At 37.8% G+C, this 21,486-nt stretch carries 16 protein-coding genes; 7 read left to right on the forward strand and 9 right to left on the reverse strand.

Going from position 1 to position 21,486, the window contains the following annotated elements:
* Positions 1–98 precede the first annotated feature (98 nt).
* Positions 99–1,271, reverse strand: a complete 1,173-nt coding sequence (locus CIN_RS01080; protein WP_008853201.1) for a murein hydrolase activator EnvC family protein — start codon at positions 1,269–1,271, stop codon at positions 99–101.
* Between the two features lie 165 nt (positions 1,272–1,436).
* Positions 1,437–2,963 (reverse strand): 2,3-bisphosphoglycerate-independent phosphoglycerate mutase, encoded by a 1,527-nt coding sequence (gpmI, locus tag CIN_RS01085; RefSeq protein WP_008853202.1) that lies wholly within the window; start codon positions 2,961–2,963, stop codon positions 1,437–1,439.
* 203 nt (positions 2,964–3,166) lie between these two features.
* Between gpmI and msrB the strand changes: the two genes are divergently transcribed.
* Positions 3,167–3,565: a peptide-methionine (R)-S-oxide reductase MsrB gene (msrB, locus tag CIN_RS01090; RefSeq protein WP_008853203.1), complete on the forward strand. Its 399-nt coding sequence runs from the start codon at positions 3,167–3,169 to the stop codon at positions 3,563–3,565.
* 127 nt (positions 3,566–3,692) lie between these two features.
* Here the strand turns inward: msrB and CIN_RS01095 are convergent, their stop codons facing one another.
* On the reverse strand, positions 3,693–5,972 hold the full coding sequence (locus CIN_RS01095) for a Hint domain-containing protein (RefSeq protein WP_008853204.1): 2,280 nt from the start codon (positions 5,970–5,972) through the stop codon (positions 3,693–3,695).
* Positions 5,973–6,278: 306 nt separating this feature from the next.
* Here CIN_RS01095 and nirB point away from each other — a divergent pair, with 306 nt between their 5' ends.
* The gene (gene nirB / locus CIN_RS01100; RefSeq protein WP_008853205.1) at positions 6,279–8,792 is read left to right on the forward strand and encodes a nitrite reductase large subunit NirB; all 2,514 of its coding nucleotides are present in this window, start codon (positions 6,279–6,281) and stop codon (positions 8,790–8,792) included.
* A 17-nt stretch (positions 8,793–8,809) separates the two neighbouring features.
* On the forward strand, positions 8,810–9,139 hold the full coding sequence (gene nirD, locus CIN_RS12185; RefSeq protein ID WP_040363651.1) for a nitrite reductase small subunit NirD: 330 nt from the start codon (positions 8,810–8,812) through the stop codon (positions 9,137–9,139).
* Positions 9,140–9,330: 191 nt separating this feature from the next.
* Here the strand turns inward: nirD and CIN_RS11290 are convergent, their stop codons facing one another.
* The 3 genes from CIN_RS11290 to greA form a co-directional block, all read right to left on the reverse strand.
* A complete protein-coding gene (locus tag CIN_RS11290; RefSeq protein ID WP_008853207.1) occupies positions 9,331–10,053 on the reverse strand; it encodes a hypothetical protein in 723 nt (240 codons plus the stop codon).
* A gap of 62 nt (positions 10,054–10,115) precedes the next feature.
* Complete coding sequence (locus CIN_RS01115; RefSeq protein WP_008853208.1) at positions 10,116–11,318, reverse strand: threonine ammonia-lyase; 1,203 nt, start codon at positions 11,316–11,318, stop codon at positions 10,116–10,118.
* 15 nt (positions 11,319–11,333) lie between these two features.
* Positions 11,334–11,810 carry a transcription elongation factor GreA gene (gene greA / locus CIN_RS01120; RefSeq protein ID WP_040363652.1) on the reverse strand — a complete coding sequence of 159 codons (477 nt, stop codon included), beginning with the start codon at positions 11,808–11,810 and terminating at the stop codon, positions 11,334–11,336.
* Between the two features lie 171 nt (positions 11,811–11,981).
* Between greA and CIN_RS01125 the strand changes: the two genes are divergently transcribed.
* Both CIN_RS01125 and CIN_RS01130 read left to right on the forward strand, forming a co-directional pair.
* The gene (locus CIN_RS01125) at positions 11,982–13,040 is read left to right on the forward strand and encodes a DUF1176 domain-containing protein (protein WP_211475698.1); all 1,059 of its coding nucleotides are present in this window, start codon (positions 11,982–11,984) and stop codon (positions 13,038–13,040) included.
* Positions 13,041–13,049: 9 nt separating this feature from the next.
* Positions 13,050–13,487, forward strand: a complete 438-nt coding sequence (locus tag CIN_RS01130; protein ID WP_050798298.1) for a chorismate--pyruvate lyase family protein — start codon at positions 13,050–13,052, stop codon at positions 13,485–13,487.
* 100 nt (positions 13,488–13,587) lie between these two features.
* Here CIN_RS01130 and CIN_RS01135 read toward each other — a convergent pair whose 3' ends face one another.
* The 3 genes from CIN_RS01135 to carA all read right to left on the reverse strand — a co-directional run bounded on the left by CIN_RS01135 (position 13,588) and on the right by carA (position 18,985).
* On the reverse strand, positions 13,588–14,103 hold the full coding sequence (locus CIN_RS01135) for a phenolic acid decarboxylase (protein WP_008853212.1): 516 nt from the start codon (positions 14,101–14,103) through the stop codon (positions 13,588–13,590).
* 250 nt (positions 14,104–14,353) lie between these two features.
* Complete coding sequence (gene carB / locus CIN_RS01140) at positions 14,354–17,602, reverse strand: carbamoyl-phosphate synthase large subunit (RefSeq protein ID WP_040363654.1); 3,249 nt, start codon at positions 17,600–17,602, stop codon at positions 14,354–14,356.
* 9 nt (positions 17,603–17,611) lie between these two features.
* Positions 17,612–18,985 (reverse strand): glutamine-hydrolyzing carbamoyl-phosphate synthase small subunit, encoded by a 1,374-nt coding sequence (carA, locus tag CIN_RS01145; protein WP_008853214.1) that lies wholly within the window; start codon positions 18,983–18,985, stop codon positions 17,612–17,614.
* Between the two features lie 158 nt (positions 18,986–19,143).
* Here carA and CIN_RS01150 point away from each other — a divergent pair, with 158 nt between their 5' ends.
* Entirely contained in the window at positions 19,144–19,599 is a 456-nt protein-coding gene (locus CIN_RS01150; protein WP_008853215.1) for a GatB/YqeY domain-containing protein, read from the forward strand.
* A gap of 24 nt (positions 19,600–19,623) precedes the next feature.
* A complete protein-coding gene (dnaG, locus tag CIN_RS01155) occupies positions 19,624–21,444 on the forward strand; it encodes a DNA primase (protein ID WP_040363655.1) in 1,821 nt (606 codons plus the stop codon).
* Positions 21,445–21,486 lie beyond the last annotated feature (42 nt).

Below are 21,486 nucleotides of genomic sequence, written 5' to 3' on the forward strand. Positions count from 1 at the left end.
CCTTATGGGGAGAGCATTAAAGTAAATGACGAAAAGTAAAAATATCATCTTAATCTTTGTATATATTTTTTCTAGTATAAAAATAGAAAAAAAGCGATTTATAAAAATGGTGACGGGTTAATGGTTCTTTCTCCACGTCGTAATTGAACGAATAATGTTGGACGCCCAGTTGTAGAGTTCCCCGACCATGCTGGCATTCGTCCAATCATAACACCTTTACTAACGCTTTGTCCGGCACCCACGTTGAGTTCTCCCATGCCTGCTAAAACAAAGCGATAGCTTTTTCCACAATTTAGGATAACCATTTGACCATATCCACGAAAAGAGCTGGCAAATTCAATTTGTCCGCTACATGGTGCACGCACAGAAGCCATTGATTGAGGCGCGTAGGTTGTGCCTTGTGCAGGGCCAGCATCGGTTGAGCTTCCCCACAAAGAAACAATACGTCCAGCAACAGGAGCTCCTTTACTGTTTGAGCTAAGTCCAGGCCCATCATTGCTTTGGGTAACGCTTCTAATTTCTTTTTTTGTGCTTTCTGCTTTTACTTGATTGCGAGCACGTTCGGCAGCAAGTGCTTCAGCTTGTAAGCGTCGCTCTGCTGCTTGTCTTGATGCTGTGATTTGTCGGATAGCATCATTAATACTGCTGGCTTTTGCAGCTGCTTTTGCAGCATCTTGTGAGACTTTAAATGCAGTAGAGGCAGAACGTTGTTGAATGGCTCTGGCTTCCTTGGTTGCTTTGGCTAGATCATCTCTTTGTTGGGTTTGATCTTTGTGTAAAGCTTCTAACTTACTGGTTTGATCTGCTAATTTAGCTTGTAATGCATCTAACTCCACTTTGTGTTGTTTAATAACTTGAGCTTTTTGTTCTAACTGAGCAGATATTCCTTTAATGACTGATAATCCAATCGTAGAGCGAGATGAATTAATCGGAGCAGCAAGTAATGTATCTGTTGGATATAAAGAAAGTCGTTCAATCACAGGTAGGAATTTAGAGAACTGTTTTGATTCTTCTTGGAGTTTTTGATTAAGAGCATCAGCTTGTTTTTTTAGTTGATCAATTTGTTCGGTTAATTGTGCTGATTTTGTTTCTGTGAGTTGCAGCGCTTGGGTTGCTTTTAGCATATCACGATTGAGTTGATCTGCTTTTTTACGGTCGTCAGCTGCTCTTTTGACAGCACTATCTTTTTGTTGCTGTAAGTTTTTTAATTGGCTAGCAGCTTGTTGCTTTTGTGCTTGTAAACGTTGCTGAGCTTCTTTGGCTTGTTGCAAGGCTTCTTTAGCAGAATTTGTTTTCTCTGCTTTGACGGGATAGCCATTTAAAAAAAAGACAGAAGAGGAAAAGAAAAAGACGCAACTCCCCCTTAAAGCGATTTTTGATAATCGCTTTGACCAAAAAGGGGAGTATCGTAACGTCTCTTTCAGAAAATCCTCGTCTTATTCTTTAATGAGTGTTTTACCTGTCATTTCTTTAGGCTGAGGTAAATTCATTAAGTGTAATAGTGTTGGCGCTAGATCAGCCAATCTACCATCACGTAATTGAACCCCAGAAACACCTTCTAAAATTACAGGCACTTTGTCCAAAGTATGTTGTGTGTGTGGTTCACCTGTTACGGGATCAACCATAATTTCACAGTTACCATGATCTGCAGTAATGATCAAAGCACCATTTTGTTGTTTAATCGCATTAACGACTTCACCTAAGGCTTTATCGACAGCTTCAACAGCTTCGATGGCAGCTTTTAGTATTCCTGTATGACCGACCATGTCAGGATTTGCAAAGTTTACAACAATCAAATCATATTTTTTGCTGTTAATAGCTTCAACAATTTTAGAGGTTAGCTCTGGTGCAGACATTGCAGGTTGCAAGTCATAAGTTGCAACTTTTGGAGAATTGACCAAAATACGATCTTCACCAGGGAAAGGCTCTTCACGTCCACCATTTAAGAAATATGTTACATGAGGATATTTTTCTGTTTCAGCAGAGCGGAGTTGTTTTAACCCAGCCTTAGAAACAACTTCACCTAAAACATTTTCAAAAGATTCAGGTGGGAATAAAACACCCATATATTTAGTAAGAACGTCACTATATTGCGTCATTCCGACAACGTCAGAGAATTTAACAATTTTAGAGCGTTCAAATCCGTCAAAATCAGGGAATAAGAAAGCATCCATTAATTGGCGAATACGATCAGCACGGAAGTTGAAAGATAGAATTGCATCTCCATCTTTCATGCCTTGATAATCTCCGACTACGGTTGGAAGGATGAATTCATCAGTGACTTTTTCTTTATAAGCACCTGTAATAACAGAAAGCGCATCAGCACTATGTGGGCCTTTTGCTGAAATAAGTGCATCATAAGCTTTTTGTACGCGATCCCAACGTTTATCACGATCCATAGCGTAATAACGTCCTGAAACAGTAGCAATTCTCACTTCTTTAGGAAGCTCTTTTAATGCTTCTTCAACAAATCCTTTTGCTGATTCTGGAGGGGTGTCACGACCATCGGTAAAGACGTGTAAAGCAACTTTAACGCCGGCTTGATGTAATAGTTTAGCTAAACCAACGGCATGTTCTTGATGAGCATGCACACCACCAGGAGAGAACAAACCAAGTAAATGGCAAGTTCCATCATTGCTTTTTAAAGTTTCAATGAACTTCACCATTAATGGATTTTTAATAATGCTGCCATCTTTGACAGCTTTTCCAATTTTAGGAAGTTCTTGCATGATGATGCGACCAGCACCAATATTCATATGGCCGACTTCAGAGTTCCCCATTTGTCCATCAGGTAAGCCAACATCTTCACCACTTGCATCTAACAAAGCATGAGGGCAATCTTTTAATAGACGATCTAAATTAGGAGTATTTGCGTTTGCAACCGCATTATTTTTATGTTCTGGATTATACCCGAAACCATCCAGAATGGTTAACATCACGGGACGATATTTTTGTTGTGTCATTTTTTATCCTATTCATGAAACAATTAAAATTAAATAAATGTTTTGTAATGCACGTTATATAATGAGCTAATATGAATATTATGGATACGACTATATCATAATAACAGATATTGATTATGATTTTTTTATATAAAAATAGTAAATGTTTTTAAATAGTTGATATTATTAATCGTTCAGACAAAATAAATCGGATATGGAATAAAGTGACAGAAAAAACAAAAAATGACTTTCTATGGCTTTCTAATTTATCACCAGAACAGTTGCGAGTGATGAGAGATCATGGAACTGAACCACCAGGCAGCAGTCCTTTAAATTATGAAATGCGTTCTGGCACATATTCTTGTGCAGGATGTCACAGCCCTTTGTTTCATGGTGATATGAAATATGATAGTGGTTGTGGATGGCCTGCTTTTTTTACGGTCATTGATGGAGCCGTTGAAACAGAGATCGATCACAGTCATCATATGGTCAGGACAGAAGTGCATTGTTCGCGTTGTAAAGCACATTTAGGCCATGTTTTCCCTGATGGCCCGAAACCAACAGGGGAGCGTTATTGTATTAATGGGGTTTCGTTGAAATTTAAAAAGGAAGAGAGTGAATAGCGGTATAGCTTTTAGTATAATACAGTATATTTTTGTTCATTCATCATAAAGTTATAAGGAGAGATGATTATAACATCTCTCCCTATAATATTTAGACTATTATAACTATTTAACTGCTTATAAAATCTTAAGCTACTTTTTGCTCTAAAGAGCTTTCTTTAAGAAGATAAGGTCCAGCATTTAAAACTTCAATCACAAGAACTGCAACATTGTTAGATGGTTCTAGGCGAATGTTTAGTGCGCCATCGCCATTTGTCCAACGACAATTCATTGGCTCTTTGACATCCCACCCTTGCAAAGTTTCAGATGTGAAATGTTCTGTAATAGAATATGCCGTATGTTTTTCTAAAAGAGTAACTTTGCCAACTAATACTCCAAGATCACGGCGATCATCTATATAAGGACCAATAGCTTGACTTGGGCGACTAGAACGAGAAATTAACTGAACATGAGTAGTATCTTCTGGAATAGGAAAAAAGAAACGTCCGTTATTTTTGTTTGTACTATGAATAATTTCACCAGTATCAGTTAATAAATGTAAGTTGCTTTCATGAGTTGTAACAGCATTAGATTCGCAAAGTTCAAATCCTAATTGAGAAAAACGTTGTATGAGTCGTGTAAAGATGGGTTCAACAACGTCTCTATTTGTGGTCAAAGGTGCAGCTGAATCTACATTCCATTCTTTGTGATGGTTAACAATACTGACAATGTTTTCATCAGAAATAAAACCAGAACGATTCCCTGTATCAAGATAACTTTCTGTTAAAACACCATCTGCGGTAATGATAGAATGTTGTTCGGTTTCAATATGATAGTAGGTATATTCTGTAATAGAGGTATCATAAAAAATACTACCATTATTAACCAACATTCTTGCAGGAATAAATTGTCCATCAAGCACAATGCAATGTTCTGGGGTCACTAGTAAGTCTTTGAAAGGAACGCCATCAGAAATTGCATTTTTCAAAATACGAATAGGATAATTTGCCTCGTCTTTAGAGGCATCAGTATTGACTGCTACTGTATTCTGACCAACCCAAATAACGGAACGAATTTCTTCTTTACCATCAACAACTGCAATGATTTGATCGCCGACGTTAATATTTTCAACAGCAACTAATCCATTGACTGTATTAATTAAAGTGCCAGCAAGAAAACAGCCAACAGTAGCAGTGCCCGAGCTAGTAACGGTGAGTGTATAGTTGCTAGAATTCGCATTGTAAGGTGCCATTCCTGCATATGAATCAAAAGAAGCTGTACCATTTAGTGTAATCGTGCTAGTGGCATTCATAACCATACTAAGTTCAGAATCAGCGTCAGAAATGTCAACTGCTAGCTGCATAACCCCGCCTTGCAACATATAGTCCCCCTGACTTATAGATCCAGATGCTCCTGTATATGTAGGGTTAAGATATGTGTTATTTAATGATGTTCCATTATTAACAATGGTAGCAGCACCGATGAACGAGTTTTGTATAACACCACCGGCCTCGATGGTAATGCTTGGAACAGTTAGATAGTATCCTGTGTTTATCATGACCAACCCATCAACGACCGCACCATCTTTAACTGTTAAAGAGGTAATATTGAATAAATTAAGGGGGCCATCAAAAACAGCTCCAGTATTAGAAACATATACTGTTTTGCCATCTACAAGTTGTGCGGTCCAAGTTGAAGCCACTGTTGTGCCAACTTTATTACTATTTTTTACGGTATATCCGTTAATTGTCGTATATTTTTGAACAGGTTGATTTGTTGCAATGCTATTATCACCTATATAACTTCCTTTACTAAGAGAGATCGAGTTTGTTGACGTCGACACCCCATTTCCATAAATATTTGGGTTGTTCATTGAGCTAGCTATTCCCACGCTAGTCTTACCAGTGCCGTCTGAGGTTTGGAAAGAAGCCGTTGAATTGCCGAGTGAAATTAACGTACCACTTGAAGTTGATGTTGTGCTTGGTATATAAAATGAATCATTAGTTGATGTACCGCCTGTTGTAGTTACGTTTCCTTGTACATTGATTGTACCTGATCTTAAAGATACATCAGAAGAAACATAACTGTTTTCTTCTGATGTCGCACCATATGAAATATAAACCTTTGATGTAAAAACCGTTGAATTAGATAAGGTACCACCTTCAGAAACAGTGATAGATGGAGCAGATGTTTGTGTTGCACTTTTTATAACAACGATATTATCAGCAACAGCACCACTAGAAATAGTTAAAGAGGTAATTCCAACAAAATTAATTGGTCCCGCATAACTTTCACCAGTAGCACTGTTAGTATACATAGTGGTGCCATTGACAAGTTTTGCAGTCCATGCCCCCCCGACAACAATTCTGTTACTATTGATAATTACAACATTACTAAAATCTGTATCTGAATCTATATATGTACCCATGAAAAGGAATCTTTCTTAACGTCTTTAACTTTTTTTGATTTTGTTTATTTACTAAGTATGAATCAGTAAAAACAATATATTCAATTTTGTCATTATATTTAAGCATCTATTGTAAATAAACAACAGCCTTTTAATATGTAGTTTTGTTTTTTAATTTCAAGAGTTCTAGTAAAAAAATAAATAAAAATATTCCTCATAACTAATACTTTGTGATTATTGTGATCATTCCGTTCGGGTGGTAGTGTTATAGCCGTTATAATTTAATAAGAGACACAGATTTATATTTTCAGTCAAAGCGAGGCAGTTATGGATCCCATTCGATTAGTGATTATTGGAAACGGAATGGTAGGGCATAAATTTGTTGAAGAGCTAAGCAATAAAGCGGATATCAGCCAATTTAATGTGACTATATTTTGTGCAGAACCACATGTTGCTTATGATCGAGTGCATCTGTCGTCTTATTTTTTAGATTATCAAGCGTCATCATTATCTTTGGTTGTTCAAGGGTTTTATGAAGATAATAAAGTTAATCTTTTGCTTGGCGAAGAGGCAACAGTCATTGATTGTCAAAAGAAAGAAGTGCATGGAGCTTCAGGGAAAATTGTTCCTTATGATAAACTCATCATTGCAACGGGCTCTCATGTTTTTGTTCCGCCTATTCCAGGATCAGATGGGAAAGATTGTTTTGTTTATCGGACGTTAACAGATTTAGATGCGATTTCTGCTTGTGCGAAACGTAGTAAAAGAGGTGCCGTTGTTGGTGGTGGTTTGTTGGGGTTAGAAGCTGCGGGTGCTTTAAGAAATCTTAATGTTGAAACGCATGTCGTTGAGTTTGCACCTGTTTTAATGGCTGAGCAGCTTGATAAAATGGGTGGAGATTTGCTTCGTAAAAAAATTGAAGCAATGGGTATTACTATTCATACTCAAAAAAATACTAAGCAAATTATCGATACGGATCATGGTAAAGCCATGGAATTTGCCGATGGTTCTTCATTAGAGTTGGATTTCATCGTGTTTGCAACGGGTATTCGTCCGAATGATGCTTTGGCTAAAAAATCTAATTTAACTTTGGGGACAAGAGGCGGTATTCAAATTAATGAATATTGTCAAACATCTGATCCTAATATTTACGCGATTGGTGAATGCGCTGTTTGGAATGGTAAAGTTTTTGGATTAGTTGCGCCAGGTTATAAAATGGCACAGATTGCGATTAGCCATTTATTAGGCAAAGAAGTTGATCCATTTATTGGCGCAGATATGAGTGCTAAATTAAAATTATTAGGGGTTGATGTCGGTAGTATTGGTGATGCAAAAGGAATTACACCAAACGCAAATAGTTATGTCTATTTAGATGAAAAAGCAGAGATTTATAAACGATTAATTGTTAGTGAAGATAATACAAAATTATTAGGTGCTGTGTTAGTCGGAGATACTTCTGACTATGGTAATTTATTACAGTTGATGTTGAATCAAATGGATTTGCCAGAACATCCTGATGCATTGATTTTACCTTCTTATACAGGTAGCAAACCTGTTTTGGGAGTGGATTCCTTACCTGATTCAGCAACGATTTGCTCTTGTCTTGATGTTAGTAAAAGAGAGATCGTTGAAGCTGTTCAAGCAGGTTGTCATACGGTTGATGCAATTAAAGCGACAACCAAAGCGGGAACAGGATGTGGTGGATGTATTCCAATGATTACTCAAGTTTTGAATGCAGAACTTAGTAAACAAGGAATAGAAGTTAAAAAACAACTATGCGAGCATTTTGCTTATACCAGACAAGAGCTTTATCATTTAATTAAAGTGGGTAAGATTAAAACGTTCCAAGAGCTTCTTAAAAAACATGGTCAAGGATATGGATGTGAAATCTGTAAGCCTACAGCAGCTTCTTTGTTAGCCTCTTGTTGGAATGAATATATTTTGAAACCTGAGTTGGTGTCATTGCAAGAAACAAATGATAGTTTCTTGGGAAATCTTCAAAAAGACGGTACATATTCTGTGATTCCACGTTCAGCTGGTGGAGAAATCACTCCTGATGGGTTAATTGCTGTGGGGCAAATTGCTAAGAAATATAATCTATATTCTAAAATTACAGGCTCTCAACGGATTGCGCTTTTCGGTGCTAAATTACATGAATTACCAGATATATGGAAAGCATTAATTGCAGCAGGTTTTGAAACAGGACATGCTTATGCCAAAGCATTACGGATGGCAAAGACATGTGTTGGTAGTGAGTGGTGTCGATATGGTGTAGGTGACAGTGTTGCTTTTGGCGTTGAAATTGAAAATCGCTATAAAGGGATCAGAACACCTCACAAAGTTAAAATCGGTGTATCAGGCTGTACACGTGAATGTTCAGAAGCTCAAGGTAAAGATATTGGTTTAATTGCAACCGACAAAGGTTGGAATTTATATGTTTGCGGTAATGGAGGAATGACACCTCGTCATGCAGACTTGTTGGCTAGTAATTTAGATCGTGAAACAGCTTTAAAATATATGGATCGCTTTATGATGTTCTATATTCGTACAGCTGATAAATTACAAAGAACATCTGTTTGGTTGCAAACTTTAGATGGTGGTATCGATTACGTTCGTAGTGTTGTTATTGATGATAAATTGGGCATTAACGCAGAGCTTGAACAAGATATTACAGAGTTGCGTGAACAGTTTAAATGCGAGTGGAAAGAAACTGTAGAAAATCCAGAATATCAAAAACGATTTACACATTTTGTGAATAGTGATGCCCCTGATGAGAATGTGCAAATGGTGTCTGAACGTCAACAACATCGTCCAGCAAAACCAGAAGAACGTATTTTTTAGTTAAAGAGGAAAAAACAATGAGCGAATGGGTAACAATCTGTCAACTTAGTGATGTTTTACCTCAGACAGGCATATGTGCTTTGGTAAATAAAGAACATGTGGCGATTTTTCGACCAACAGAAGAAAAACAACTCTATGCGATTAGCAATATTGATCCTTTTGCAAAGGCAAGTGTTTTATCAAGAGGATTAATAGCTGAGCATCAAGGGGATTTATGGGTCGCCAGTCCTCTCAAAAAACAACGTTTTCGTTTGAAAGATGGTGTTTGTTTGGAAGATAAGACATATAACGTTAAATCTTATGATGTGCGGGTGCATGAAGATACGATTGAGATCAGAGTAGGATAAGTTATAATACTGCTCATTTCATAAAAAGCGCTATATTTTGGGTAGGAGACACTACGTAATCGATGTAGTGTCTCCTATTTTTTTGTTATAGTGGCTTTATTAATGAATAATGTATTGATTTTTGGATAGCAAAGCGAATGAGGATACAAAAAGTATCGCTTCCAAATTTATCATAATAATTTAAGGTGAAGTTATTCTTTTTCGATTAAATCTTCAGAGAAAATTTCGTTACTAGAGTCTTTTATAGGCATAACATCTAAAGAGGGTTTAGTTACAAATGTTAAATTTAAATTATATTGAAACATTCCACTAGTCATAATATAGCCCAAGAAATCGTAATTGCTAGGGCGGCTCATTGTTTCCGTATTAACGATGATCTGACGCTTATTTTGTTTATTAATAACATTCATCTTCATGCCATTACAACTGACATTTCCTTCGATACAGCTATTCAGTAGAAAGAATTTGTAAGTTTTTGATTCATAAAGCTCACCTTTATCGTAGTTCCACTTGCCGTTTTCTTGTAAAATTATTTTTGGTGCAGTGGTTTTACTTTTTTTAATAATTGTTAACGTCCAAGTATCTAAATCTTTTGAATCAGCAGAAGGAGATAGAGTATACATGTGATTTTGATTAATAAAAGAATATCCTTTGAAATTATATGAAGGGCTTTCATTGAGCGTAGCACCTTTTAGCATAATTTTTTGTTGGTTTTTTTTGTTAATACCAGTGTAAATCACATTGTCACAAACATTGGCATATAAAGGGCAGGGATCTTTTATATAGATTTTAAATTTTTCTGTTTCAAAAAAAGGAGCTTGGAATGGTGTTGCTTGGGCATTCGCTTTTAGTGGCATTATGCTTGATATGGATAATATTATAGAGGTGAAGCTAAAAATATCTTTAAACAGCATTGCATGTTACCATATAAAAATGGAGTTATTGGTAAATTAATAACTCCATTTATTGGAAAATATTATATTCTTTCGACTTTATATTTTTCTTGCAAGCAGTTCAGGATTTCTTGAGAATGTTCAGCACTTCGTGCTTCGATCATAATTTCTAGAACTGCAGATTGAACGCTAGACGTGGTGAATAGACGTTGATGGGAGACCTCAATAATATTGCCGTTCATTTCGGTGCCAATAATATGAGAAATATCCGCGAGTAATCCAGGACGATCGGGAATAAAGAAACGTAATCTTAATAAGCGTCCTTCACGTAATAGGGTGCGTAAGAGTGTATTTGCTAAAATACGTGTATCAATATTCGCGCCACTAATCGGGAAGGCAATATTCTTGTTTTTGAAGCGTTCTGGATAGGTTAAAATCGCAGCCAAAGCATTTGCGCCAGATCCTTCTGTGACTTGCTTTGCATGCTCTGCGGTTAACGTAATGGCATCCTCAATGGCTTGTTCAGGGACAGAGATAATGTCATGAACATATTTCTTAATTACTTCAGATGTATGATGTCCCAATTGACGAACAGCCGTACCTTCAGCAATCGTGGCTCCACCCAAAACAGGTAAGTCTTTGTTTTGAGCTATAGAGTAAGAGAAGAATTGCTCACTTTGAACGCCAATAATTTTGGTATAAGGACGCAGCGCGGCTGCAGCGACGGCAAAGCCAGAAATTAATCCGCCGCCACCCACTGGAACCAGTAAGTAATCTAAATCTCCAGGAGCATCTTCAAAGATTTCCAAAGCTGCTGTGCCTTGCCCTGCCATGACGGCAAGATCATCATAAGGATGCACAAAAACACGACCATCTTTGGCAGCTAAATCATCCGCGAATAAAGAAGCTTGTGTAAAATCTTCACCTTCTAGGATGATTTTGGCACCCCATGCAGCCGTACGGTTGACTTTGGAGACAGGGGTAAATTTAGGCATAACAATAATGGCATCAATGCCGAGTAACTGAGCGTGACGGGCAACGCCTTGAGCATGGTTTCCCGCTGATACGGTAATTACACCACGTTTTTTTTCATCTTCAGTTAACATAGCCAAACGGTTGGCAGCGCCTCTTTCTTTGAAAGAACCCACAGATTGTAGGTTTTCCAGTTTTAAGGTAACGTTTGCATTAACGCGTTTGGATAAAGATTGGCAAGTAATGGTAGGGGTGCGAGTAACGCGCCCTTTGATCCGTTCTGCTGCGGCATAGATATCATCAATTGAAAGCATTGTTTTTACCAGACCTTAGGCACCATAAGTGATTTCAAGGATTTCATAAGAGCGGTCTCCGCCTGGTGCGGGAACGGAAACGGTGGCACCTTTTTCTTTTCCGATTAAGGCTTTTGCCAAAGGTGAGGAAATTGAAAGTAAACCAAGTTTAATATCAGCTTCATGCACACCGACAATTTGAAATTCTTTTTCTTTATCTGTTTCTTCGTCTACTAATAAAACTTTTGCACCGAATTTTACGGTATTTCCAGACAAAGTTGATGGATCAATGACTTGTGCAGAAGAAATGATTTGTTCAAGCTCTAAAATACGTCCTTCAGTAAAAGATTGACGATCACGAGCTGCATCATATTCTGCGTTTTCAGATAAGTCACCATGGCTACGTGCTTCTGCAATTGCACGAATAATTTCAGGGCGTTCTTTATCTTTAAGTCGGCGAAGCTCTTCTTCCAAACGTTGGAGCCCTTGAGCCGTCATTGGAAATTTTTGCAAGATCAATATCCTTTAAAAAACGAACAAGCAGATACTATAGCGAATACAGCAATGATAATAAACATATTTCTATATAAACGAGGTTTTTTGTAAAAAATACTGAATTATTGTGATTTTCGAAAGAGAATTTATTATAAAGTAAATGTAAAGCTGAAAGCAGGATAAGGTGTTATGATGTATAAAACAATGCTGATGAGTATGGCATTAGGAATGATGGTGGGAACGTCAGTTTTTGCTCAAGGGATTTCATTCGAACATAAAGATTGGCAAATTAATTGTGATAATACACGCACATGTCGTGCTGCGGGCTACTCGCCTGAGGATGATGCTAATCGTGTGACGGTTTTACTTACCCGCAAAGCGGGTAAAGGGCAGGAGGTTTCCGCATTAGTGCAATTGTCTGATATAGCAAATGATAATGAGAAAAAGGTTGTTTTACCTGATAAAATGATTTTGAAAATTGGAGATCAATCTTATGGAGATATTCAATTACCTTCTGTTAAAGACTCAGATGATGATTTGCCCTCAGTTCTTTTAACAGCAGCACAAACAAAAGCATTGCTTCATGCACTGAAAGGAACTGCTAAGATTTCATTTGTTGGAGGAAATCAAGAGTGGGTTTTACCAGGAAATGGGGCTTCTGCAGTTTTACTCAAAATGGATGCTGAGCAAGGGCGGGTTGGAACACCTTCTGCATTGATCAAACAAGGAAATAAATCAGAAGATAGCGTCTTACCAGCATTGCCTACGCCAGTTATTTATCAAAAACTCTTACCTAAAGGTGATGTGAAGGTTTGGCAATCAAAAATAGACTGGGTGTTACTTCAGAAAGAGTTGGTTAAAATTAAGGGAGATTATTGTGATGCATTAGAAAATTCTGATGCTAGCTTCGAACCTAAAGTAGTGGAAGTGCTCACATATAATCGTTTATTAATCACTGGGTTCTGCTCATCTGGAGCTTATCATACGAACTATGGATATTGGATTATTCACCAAGAGCAACCATATCAACCAAAATTGATTACGATGATAGGTGAAGATGAAATGGAAGATAATACTATTGTGTTTCGTATGAAAGAAGATGTGTTAGGAGACTGTTGGTCGCACCAATCTTGGGTTTGGAATGGAAAGGATTTTGTTCAAGCTTCTAACATTCCCTCTGCAATGTGTCGTATGATTGCGATGGGTGGTGCGTGGGATCTTCCTACTTATGTATCAATAGTCAAATAGTTTATACACATGGATTCTTGTCTATTTAATTGGCAGAAATGTCATAGATTACAAAAACAACTTTCTGAGCTAGAGATAGATTGGCTATTTGGTGAAGGGTCTTTGACGCAACGACTAACATTGCTTAGTAATCATCATTTTTCTTTAGCAGTTCTCTCGGAAAAAGAGACATATCTTAGAGAAGATGAATATGTATATTTAAATATTGCTTCCTCACGAAAAGAACGGGTGAGGGAGGTTGTTTTAAAAGGGCATAATGAACCTTGGGTTTATGCTCGTAGTGTCATTATCCCTGATGATAAAACTTCTGATACATTAATAGATATTGGCCAGAAACCGCTTGGGGCTATCTTATTTACCAGTAACCATTTTCAAAGGTCAGAATTAGAAGCTGCATCCTATCCAATCCATTTGATGCCATCATTATATCGTTATGACAATTTATAGGCAAGACGTTCTTGTTTTACAAGCCATCAACAAAAAATACTTGTACAAGAAATATTCTTGCCACAATTTTGGTCTCAAACAAAATAGATATCTGGTTGAATTACATTGCTAGCTTTAAATGTTCGCGAGCTTCTTTTGAGAGTTCGCTAGATGGGCACGCAATGATGGTTTCATCATCAACACCACAATCTTCAATAAATGTAATTCTTGCAAATTCGTCTACGATTTCAATTGGGTAAGTTGGACCAGCTTCGCGATATAGTTCGATCAACGGGATTGTATCATTGATAGCATGAGCAGCTTTTTCAGGGTGTTTAATAATCCAGTGTGGGAAAAATAAAGTCCCTTGGTAACAATGATCGACCAAATTAATAATAATACTGACGTTTGTTCCAGTTCTTTCAGTCCATGATAATTTACAGATATCTTTGGAAATTAGTGCCATATAAACATGTTGGTTTTTAATCCAACGATCGCCAATAACGCCATGATGAACGCGATAATCAACTCGGCCTGTATTTTTTATGTAAAGTTCATAACTCCAGCCACTATTATAAGTAAATACAAAGCGTTTACCTATAAATTTTGAAAGATCATTTTTATCAAAGCCAAACATAAAAAATTTCCTTGTACTAACGCGTATATTGATATTTTACAGATAAATGAGAAATGATTGAAAAGTTAATAATTTCAAAAATACAGTCGTTATTATTGTAAAATATTAAAGGTTTTGTAAAGAAAAATAATAAATCTTTTTAGAAATAATTTAAAGGTCAGTAATAAAAAAAAGATCTTAAGAATTGAATCCTAAGATCTTTTACAAGTTAGTTTTAGTAGTAATTAATTTTGTTTAAAAAGAATAAATTTTAATGTCTAAAGTAAGATTGTAATGGAGCAACGTCTGATTGCCCTTCACGTAATGCAGAGATCGCATGAACGGCAGCAATCGCACCAGCCATTGTGGTATAATAAGGGATACCATGTGTTAATGCAGAGTGACGAATATCAAAACTATCTGCAGCTGCTTGCGCACCTTGGACAGTGTTAATAATCAACTGAACTTCTCCAGAAAGAATAGCATCAATACAGTGAGGGCGTCCTTCTAGCACTTTATTAACAACTTTAGCTTCAATGCCTGCTTGCTTTAATGTTTCAGCAGTGCCTCTGGTTGCTAAAATGGTAAAGCCCATTTCAGTTAATTTACGTCCTAATGAAGGTAAAGAAACACGATCATTTTGGCGCACAGAAAGGAAAACATTGCCTGATAAAGGTAAGCTTACACCAGCTCCTAATTGTGATTTTGCAAACGCGCGTTCAAAGGAAGTATCAATGCCCATGACTTCACCTGTAGAGCGCATTTCTGGACCTAAGATAATATCAACATTTGGGAAACGTGCGAATGGGAAGACGGCTTCTTTAACAGCAACGTGACCAGAAATTGAACGTTCGGTAAGAGCGAAAGATTTTAATTTTTCGCCAGCCATTACGCGAGCCCCAATTTTTGCGACAGGAACGCCTGTTGCTTTTGCCACAAAAGGAACTGTTCTAGATGCGCGAGGATTGACCTCTAAAATAAAGATCTCATTATTTTTAATCGCATATTGAACGTTCATTAACCCAACAATACCCAATGCTTTGGCTAAGGTTGAAGTTTGTGCTTTGAGTTCCGTTACAATGGCAGGCGATAACGTATAGGGTGGGATTGAACATGCACTGTCACCAGAGTGAATACCTGCTTGCTCAATATGTTCCATAACCCCAGCAACATAGACATCTTCGCCATCAGCAACACAATCAACATCTGTTTCAATTGCGTCGCTTAAATATTGATCAATCAATAATGGGCCAGAAGTTACGTCAATACCAGCTGATTGTAGAACTTCACGCAGATAACGATGTAAGCTTGGTTTATCGTAAACGATTTCCATTGCGCGACCACCTAAAACATAAGATGGACGAATAACAACAGGATATCCAATTTTTTCTGCAATTTGTTCAGCTTCATCACCGTTGCGAGCAATTCCATTGGAAGGCTGGCGTAGGCCAAGTTTTTGTAACAATACTTGGAAACGTTCGCGATCTTCAGCTAAATCAATAGCATCAGCAGGGGTGCCAAGTAATGGAATGCCAGCTTCCTCCAATGCTTTGGAAAGTTTTAATGGTGTTTGACCACCATATTGAACGATACATCCTTTAACTTTGCCGTTTTGTTGTTCACGACGGATTAAAGAAATGACATCTTCATTGGTTAATGGCTCGAAATACAAACGGTCAGAAGTATCATAGTCTGTTGAAACAGTTTCTGGGTTACAATTAACCATGATGGTTTCGTAACCAGCTTCTCTAAGTGCATAAGAGGCATGAACACAGCAATAATCGAACTCAATCCCTTGTCCAATACGGTTTGGCCCACCACCTAAGATGATGATTTTTTCACGATCTGTAGGGTTGCTTTCACAAACAGGAGTATTAAAGCTGCCTTCATATGTTGAGTACATATATGAAGTCGAAGATGCGAACTCACCTGCACAGGTATCGATACGTCTGTAAACAGCATGAACGTCCAAGCTGTCACGTAATTGGGTGACATCAGCTTCGGTTGTGTTTGTTAATACGGCAAGTTGTTTATCAGAGAAGCCAAGTGCTTTGATCGCTCTGAGCTGGTAAGTATCTTTTGGTAAACCATGTGCTTTTAAATCATTTTCAGTTTGAATGATTTTTTCTAGTTCACGTAGGAACCAAAAATCAAAACGGCAAGCTTCATGAATGCGTTCCAAAGATAATCCTGCACGGATTGCTTGGGCTGCCATTAAAATACGATTTGGACGAGGTTGAGAAAGTGCTGCACGGAATGCATCTTCATCACCATCCCCGGGGATTTCAACAGGATCCAATCCAGCAAGACCGATTTCCATAGAGCGAAGCCCTTTTTGTAAAGCTTCTGGGAAGCTACGTCCAATAGCCATTGCTTCACCAACAGATTTCATGCTGGTGCTGAGAAGAGCAGGGGTTCCAGGGAATTTTTCGAATGTAAAGCGAGGGATTTTAATAACTACATAATCAATCGTAGGTTCGAATGATGCTGGTGTTGTTTTGGTAATATCGTTCTTTAATTCGTCTAACGTATAACCAACCGCTAATTTTGCAGCAATTTTAGCAATTGGGAAACCGGTTGCTTTGGAAGCAAGAGCTGATGAGCGAGAAACACGAGGGTTCATTTCGATGACAACCATACGGCCATCAACAGGGTTTAAGCCAAATTGTACGTTTGATCCGCCTGTATCTACACCAATTGCTCGTAAACATGCAATGGAGGCATCACGCATCCGTTGATATTCTTTATCTGTTAAGGTTAATGCAGGAGCAACCGTGATTGAATCGCCTGTATGAATTCCCATCGGATCAATATTTTCGATCGAACAAATAATGATACAGTTATCTGCACTGTCGCGGACAACTTCCATTTCATATTCTTTCCAACCCAAAATGCTTTCTTCAATAAGCACTTCTGTTGTTGGTGACGCGTCTAATCCAGAGGTAACAATTTGCTCAAATTCATCTTTGTTATAAGCAATACCGCCACCAGAACCACCTAACGTAAAAGATGGACGAATAACAGCTGGAAGCCCTGTGAATTTTAAAGCTTCTCTAGCTTCTTCTAGGGTATGAGCGATTGTGCTGCGTGGGCTTTCAATGCCGATTTTTTCCATGGTTTCACGGAATTTTAAACGATCTTCAGCACGATCAATGACGTCTGCTTTTGCGCCGATCAGTTCGACATTATGCTTTTGTAAGAAACCAGATTTATCCAATGCCATCGCTGTATTTAAAGCAGTTTGCCCACCCATTGTTGGTAGAATTGCATCAGGTTTTTCTTTAAGAATAATTTTTTCAACGGTTTCTGGGGTGATTGGCTCAATATAAGTTGCATCGGCCATATCTGGATCTGTCATGATTGTGGCTGGGTTAGAGTTAACCAAAATCACGCGATAGCCTTCTTCTCTCAACGCTTTACACGCTTGAGCACCAGAATAATCGAATTCACATGCCTGACCGATCACAATCGGTCCAGCACCAATAATCATAATAGAGGATATGTCTGTCCGTTTAGGCATAGGAACACCTTATTGTTTTTTGTGAGGAGAATGTTGATCCATTAATTCCGCAAAGCGTTGGAATAAATAATGGCTATCGGTTGGGCCAGGGCTGGCTTCTGGATGGTATTGCACAGAGAATGCAGGATACTTGTCCGAAGCAATCCCTTCGTTTGATCCATCAAATAAATTAATATGAGTTGCATGCGCATCAGAAGGAAGGCTGTTAGGATCCACAGCAAAGCCATGATTTTGACTGGTGATTTCAACTTTTCCTGTTTTTAGATCTTTTACAGGTTGGTTTGCCCCACGATGTCCTTGTTCTAATTTGTAGGTTTTACCACCTAAAGCATGGGCTAATAGTTGATGTCCAAGGCAAATACCAAAAATAGGAATTCTTTTTTCAAGAAGTTCTTTTAACACAGGAACTGTATAATGAGTTGTTGCTGCAGGATCTGCAGGGCCATTGGATAAGAAAACACCATCAGGATTATGACTAAGAATTTCTTCAGCAGAGGTAGTGGCTGGTACAACGGTAAGGTTACAACCAACTTCAATTAGGTTGCGGAAAATATTATATTTTGCACCATAATCAATTGCAACGACATTATATGTTTTGCTAGGTTTGGGAGATGTTTCGTCGCCCCAATGCCAAACGCCATCTTTCCATTGGTGTGGTTTTGCGCAAGTGACTTCCTTGGCTAAATCCATTCCTTGCAATCCAGGCCATGCTTTTACTTTTGCTTGTAAAGCATCAATGTCAAAGATGCCATCTTCAGGGAAGTATAATAAAGCACTTTGAGGGCCGTGGTCGCGGATGCGTAAGGTTAATGTGCGTGTATCAATGCCGCAAATACCTGTAACATTTTGTTCTTTCAACCAATTTTGCAAAGATTCACTTGAACGCCAATTTCCAGGCTCAGTGACTTGTTGTTTAACAATTAAGCCTTTTGCAACAATTTTATTGTCTTCATTATCATCAATATTTGTGCCAACATTTCCGATGTGAGGAAAAGTAAAAGTAATTAATTGTCCAGCAAAAGAAGGATCAGTTAAAGTTTCTTGGTATCCCGTCATGCTGGTTGAAAAGCAGATTTCTCCAATGGCAAGATTGTTTTTTGAAGAATATGCACCAAATCCAATTCCCCATAAAATAGTACCGTCCTCCAGAAGAAGAACGGCATTTGCACCTGCTGGGCAGGTATGAGGAGTCGAATCGTTAATTTCGTTTGGTTGTAAATCAGACAATGTTAGACCCGTTTCTTGAATAATAGTTGCCCAATGTTTGGATGGAATGGCACGGGCTTGTTTCCATTTGCGGATGGCCTCGGTGCTTACTTTTGTGATGCGGGCGGCTTGTTCAATCCCCCCAAGGCGAGAAATAATTGTATCAATATCCATCATGTCCTTATGTCCTTTGCTGGACGAATGTCGTATACTCTATATAATCGATTGGGAAAAAAATTCCCAGAGTAATTGTGAAAAATTTTTACATGGAAAAAATTTCCTATTTTCAGTAAAGATTAAAAGAATATTTTAATTAAAAAGGATGGAGGATCCACATGGATTTACGTGAACGTTTTAAAGAAGAACTTAAAACAGCAATGAAAGCAAAAGAAGCTGAAAAAGTTTCAACCTTGCGTATGATTGGTGCGAAATTAAAGGATTTAGATATCGGTGCTCGTCCAAAAGGGATTGAGCAAGTGGGTGAAGAAGAGATCATTGCAATGTTAAAAGGCATGATTAAATCTCGTCGCGAATCCATGGAAATGTATCAACAAGCTAATCGTAGCGACTTAGCTGACAAAGAAGAAAGTGAAATTGTTGTGATTGAAACGTTTCTTCCAGCTCAGCTTGATGATGCAGGAATTGCAAAAGCTGTTGACGAAGCGATGGCACAAACAGGTGCAGCCTCTGTAAAAGATATGGGGAAAGTTATGGCTTTCTTAAAAGAAAATTATGGTGCAGTCATTGATTTCTCAAAGGTAAATCCTTTAGTTAAAGCAAAACTTTCTTAAGATTTATAATGAAGCAGGTGACTTGTGGCGTTTGATCAACGATTTCTTGAGGAGTTACGGCAACGTCTTCCTTTACACAGTATCATTTCAAGAAAAGTAAAGGTTGCACGCTCAGGTCGTCACTGGAAAGCTTGTTGTCCTTTTCACGGTGAAAAGACACCTTCTTTTTATATTTATGATGATCACTTTCATTGCTATGGCTGTGGTGTGCATGGAGATGTGATTTCCTTTGTTATGCAAAGTGAAGGACGTAGTTTTAATGAAGCGGTATCAGAATTAGCATCATTAGCAGGCATAGAAGTTCCTGAACAAACACCACAGCAAAAACAACGTCAAGAACAACAGCATAACTTATATGAGCTAATGACTGCAGCTCATGAATATTATTTATCTGAGTTTCAAACGCCCAAAGCAAGAGTGGCACGCGAGTATTTATTAAATCGTGGGATTACGCAGCAAACTATTCGCGAGTTTGGTTTGTGTTGGTCTGGTGATGGTCGTGGTGGACTAGTTGAATATCTAAAAACAAAAGGATATGAGTTAAAGCATATCGGTGAAGCTGGTTTATTAAGGCGGCAAGCAGATGGTCAATGGGGAGGGGAGCTCTTCTTTAACCGTGTTATGTATCCGATATGTGATAAGCGTGGCAGAGTGATTGCCTTTGGTGGGCGTATTATTGGTGATGGTCAGCCAAAATATTTGAACAGCCCAGAAACCCCTTTATTTTCCAAACGACGTGTTTTGTTTGGGTTAAATCACTTATCCTCTGTTTTTTCTCGGAAAGATATTGATCCTTTGTATAATACAGTAATCGTCGTTGAGGGATATATGGATGTTATTGCGTTATATCAGGCGGGTTTTCATGGTGCTGTTGCTCCTTTAGGGACGGCATTAACTCAAGATCAATTAGGATTATTGTGGAGGGCAAGTTCTCAACCTGTATTATGTTTTGATGGAGATGGTGCAGGTCGTAGAGCAATGTTGCATGCTGCTGAAGAGGCTCTGCCAATTTTAACGTCTGAGCAAACATTAAATTTTATTTCACTTCCTGATGGTGAAGATCCAGATAGTTTTGTGCAGCGTTATGGATCGGAAGCATTTATTAACATTATTCGTCAGAGAAAAAATCTAAGTGAAACATTGTATACGCTTTCGGTGAATGCAATGACCGATCAATCGCCAGAACAGAGAGCAGCACTGAAAGCGCGTTTGACTTTTATTGCACAGCAAATTACAGATCAAAATTTATCCAAAGAATATCGTAAGGTACTGATGGATCGGTTTTATGAACAGTTTTATCCTCGTAATGGTAAATTTGATCGTAAGTCCCTATCTAATAAACAGAAAAGTCTAGTGTTGAATACGCAGCTCGTGCGTCCGACTATACATAAAAATCAGGTTGATTATGAACGGATGTGTATTTTAATTGCTTTATTGTTGTATTGTCCTATAATTATAGCGAGTGTTGAAGAAGCACTTTGTCGTTTAGAGTTGCCAGAAGATCTGGCTCAAATAAGAGAGGCTTTATTAGATTTGCCCTATGAGCATGAAGATATTTCGCTGTATTTAAAGCAAAAAAACATATTTGAATTAGCAGAAAAAATTAAAAAAAGCTCTAATTTAACCTTGTTAAATCATAATAATTACGATAAAAATTCTGATTTTCAACAGGTTGAAAAGCAATGGTGGCATTTTTATGGATGGTTAAATATCCAAGAGCTAGAAGATCAAGTTGTTCAAGCACAACAAGCATGGATACAGTCACCAGATGAAAAAAATCAACGCACCTTAATCGCTCGGTTAAATGCTTTGGAGGCTGTTAAACGTGGTGAAATTGATACATGAGTAACATATTATATAAAGATTTAAGAAGATTTTTGATTTAAA

The organism is Commensalibacter intestini A911 (genome assembly GCF_000231445.1).
Taxonomy (GTDB): domain Bacteria; phylum Pseudomonadota; class Alphaproteobacteria; order Acetobacterales; family Acetobacteraceae; genus Commensalibacter; species Commensalibacter intestini.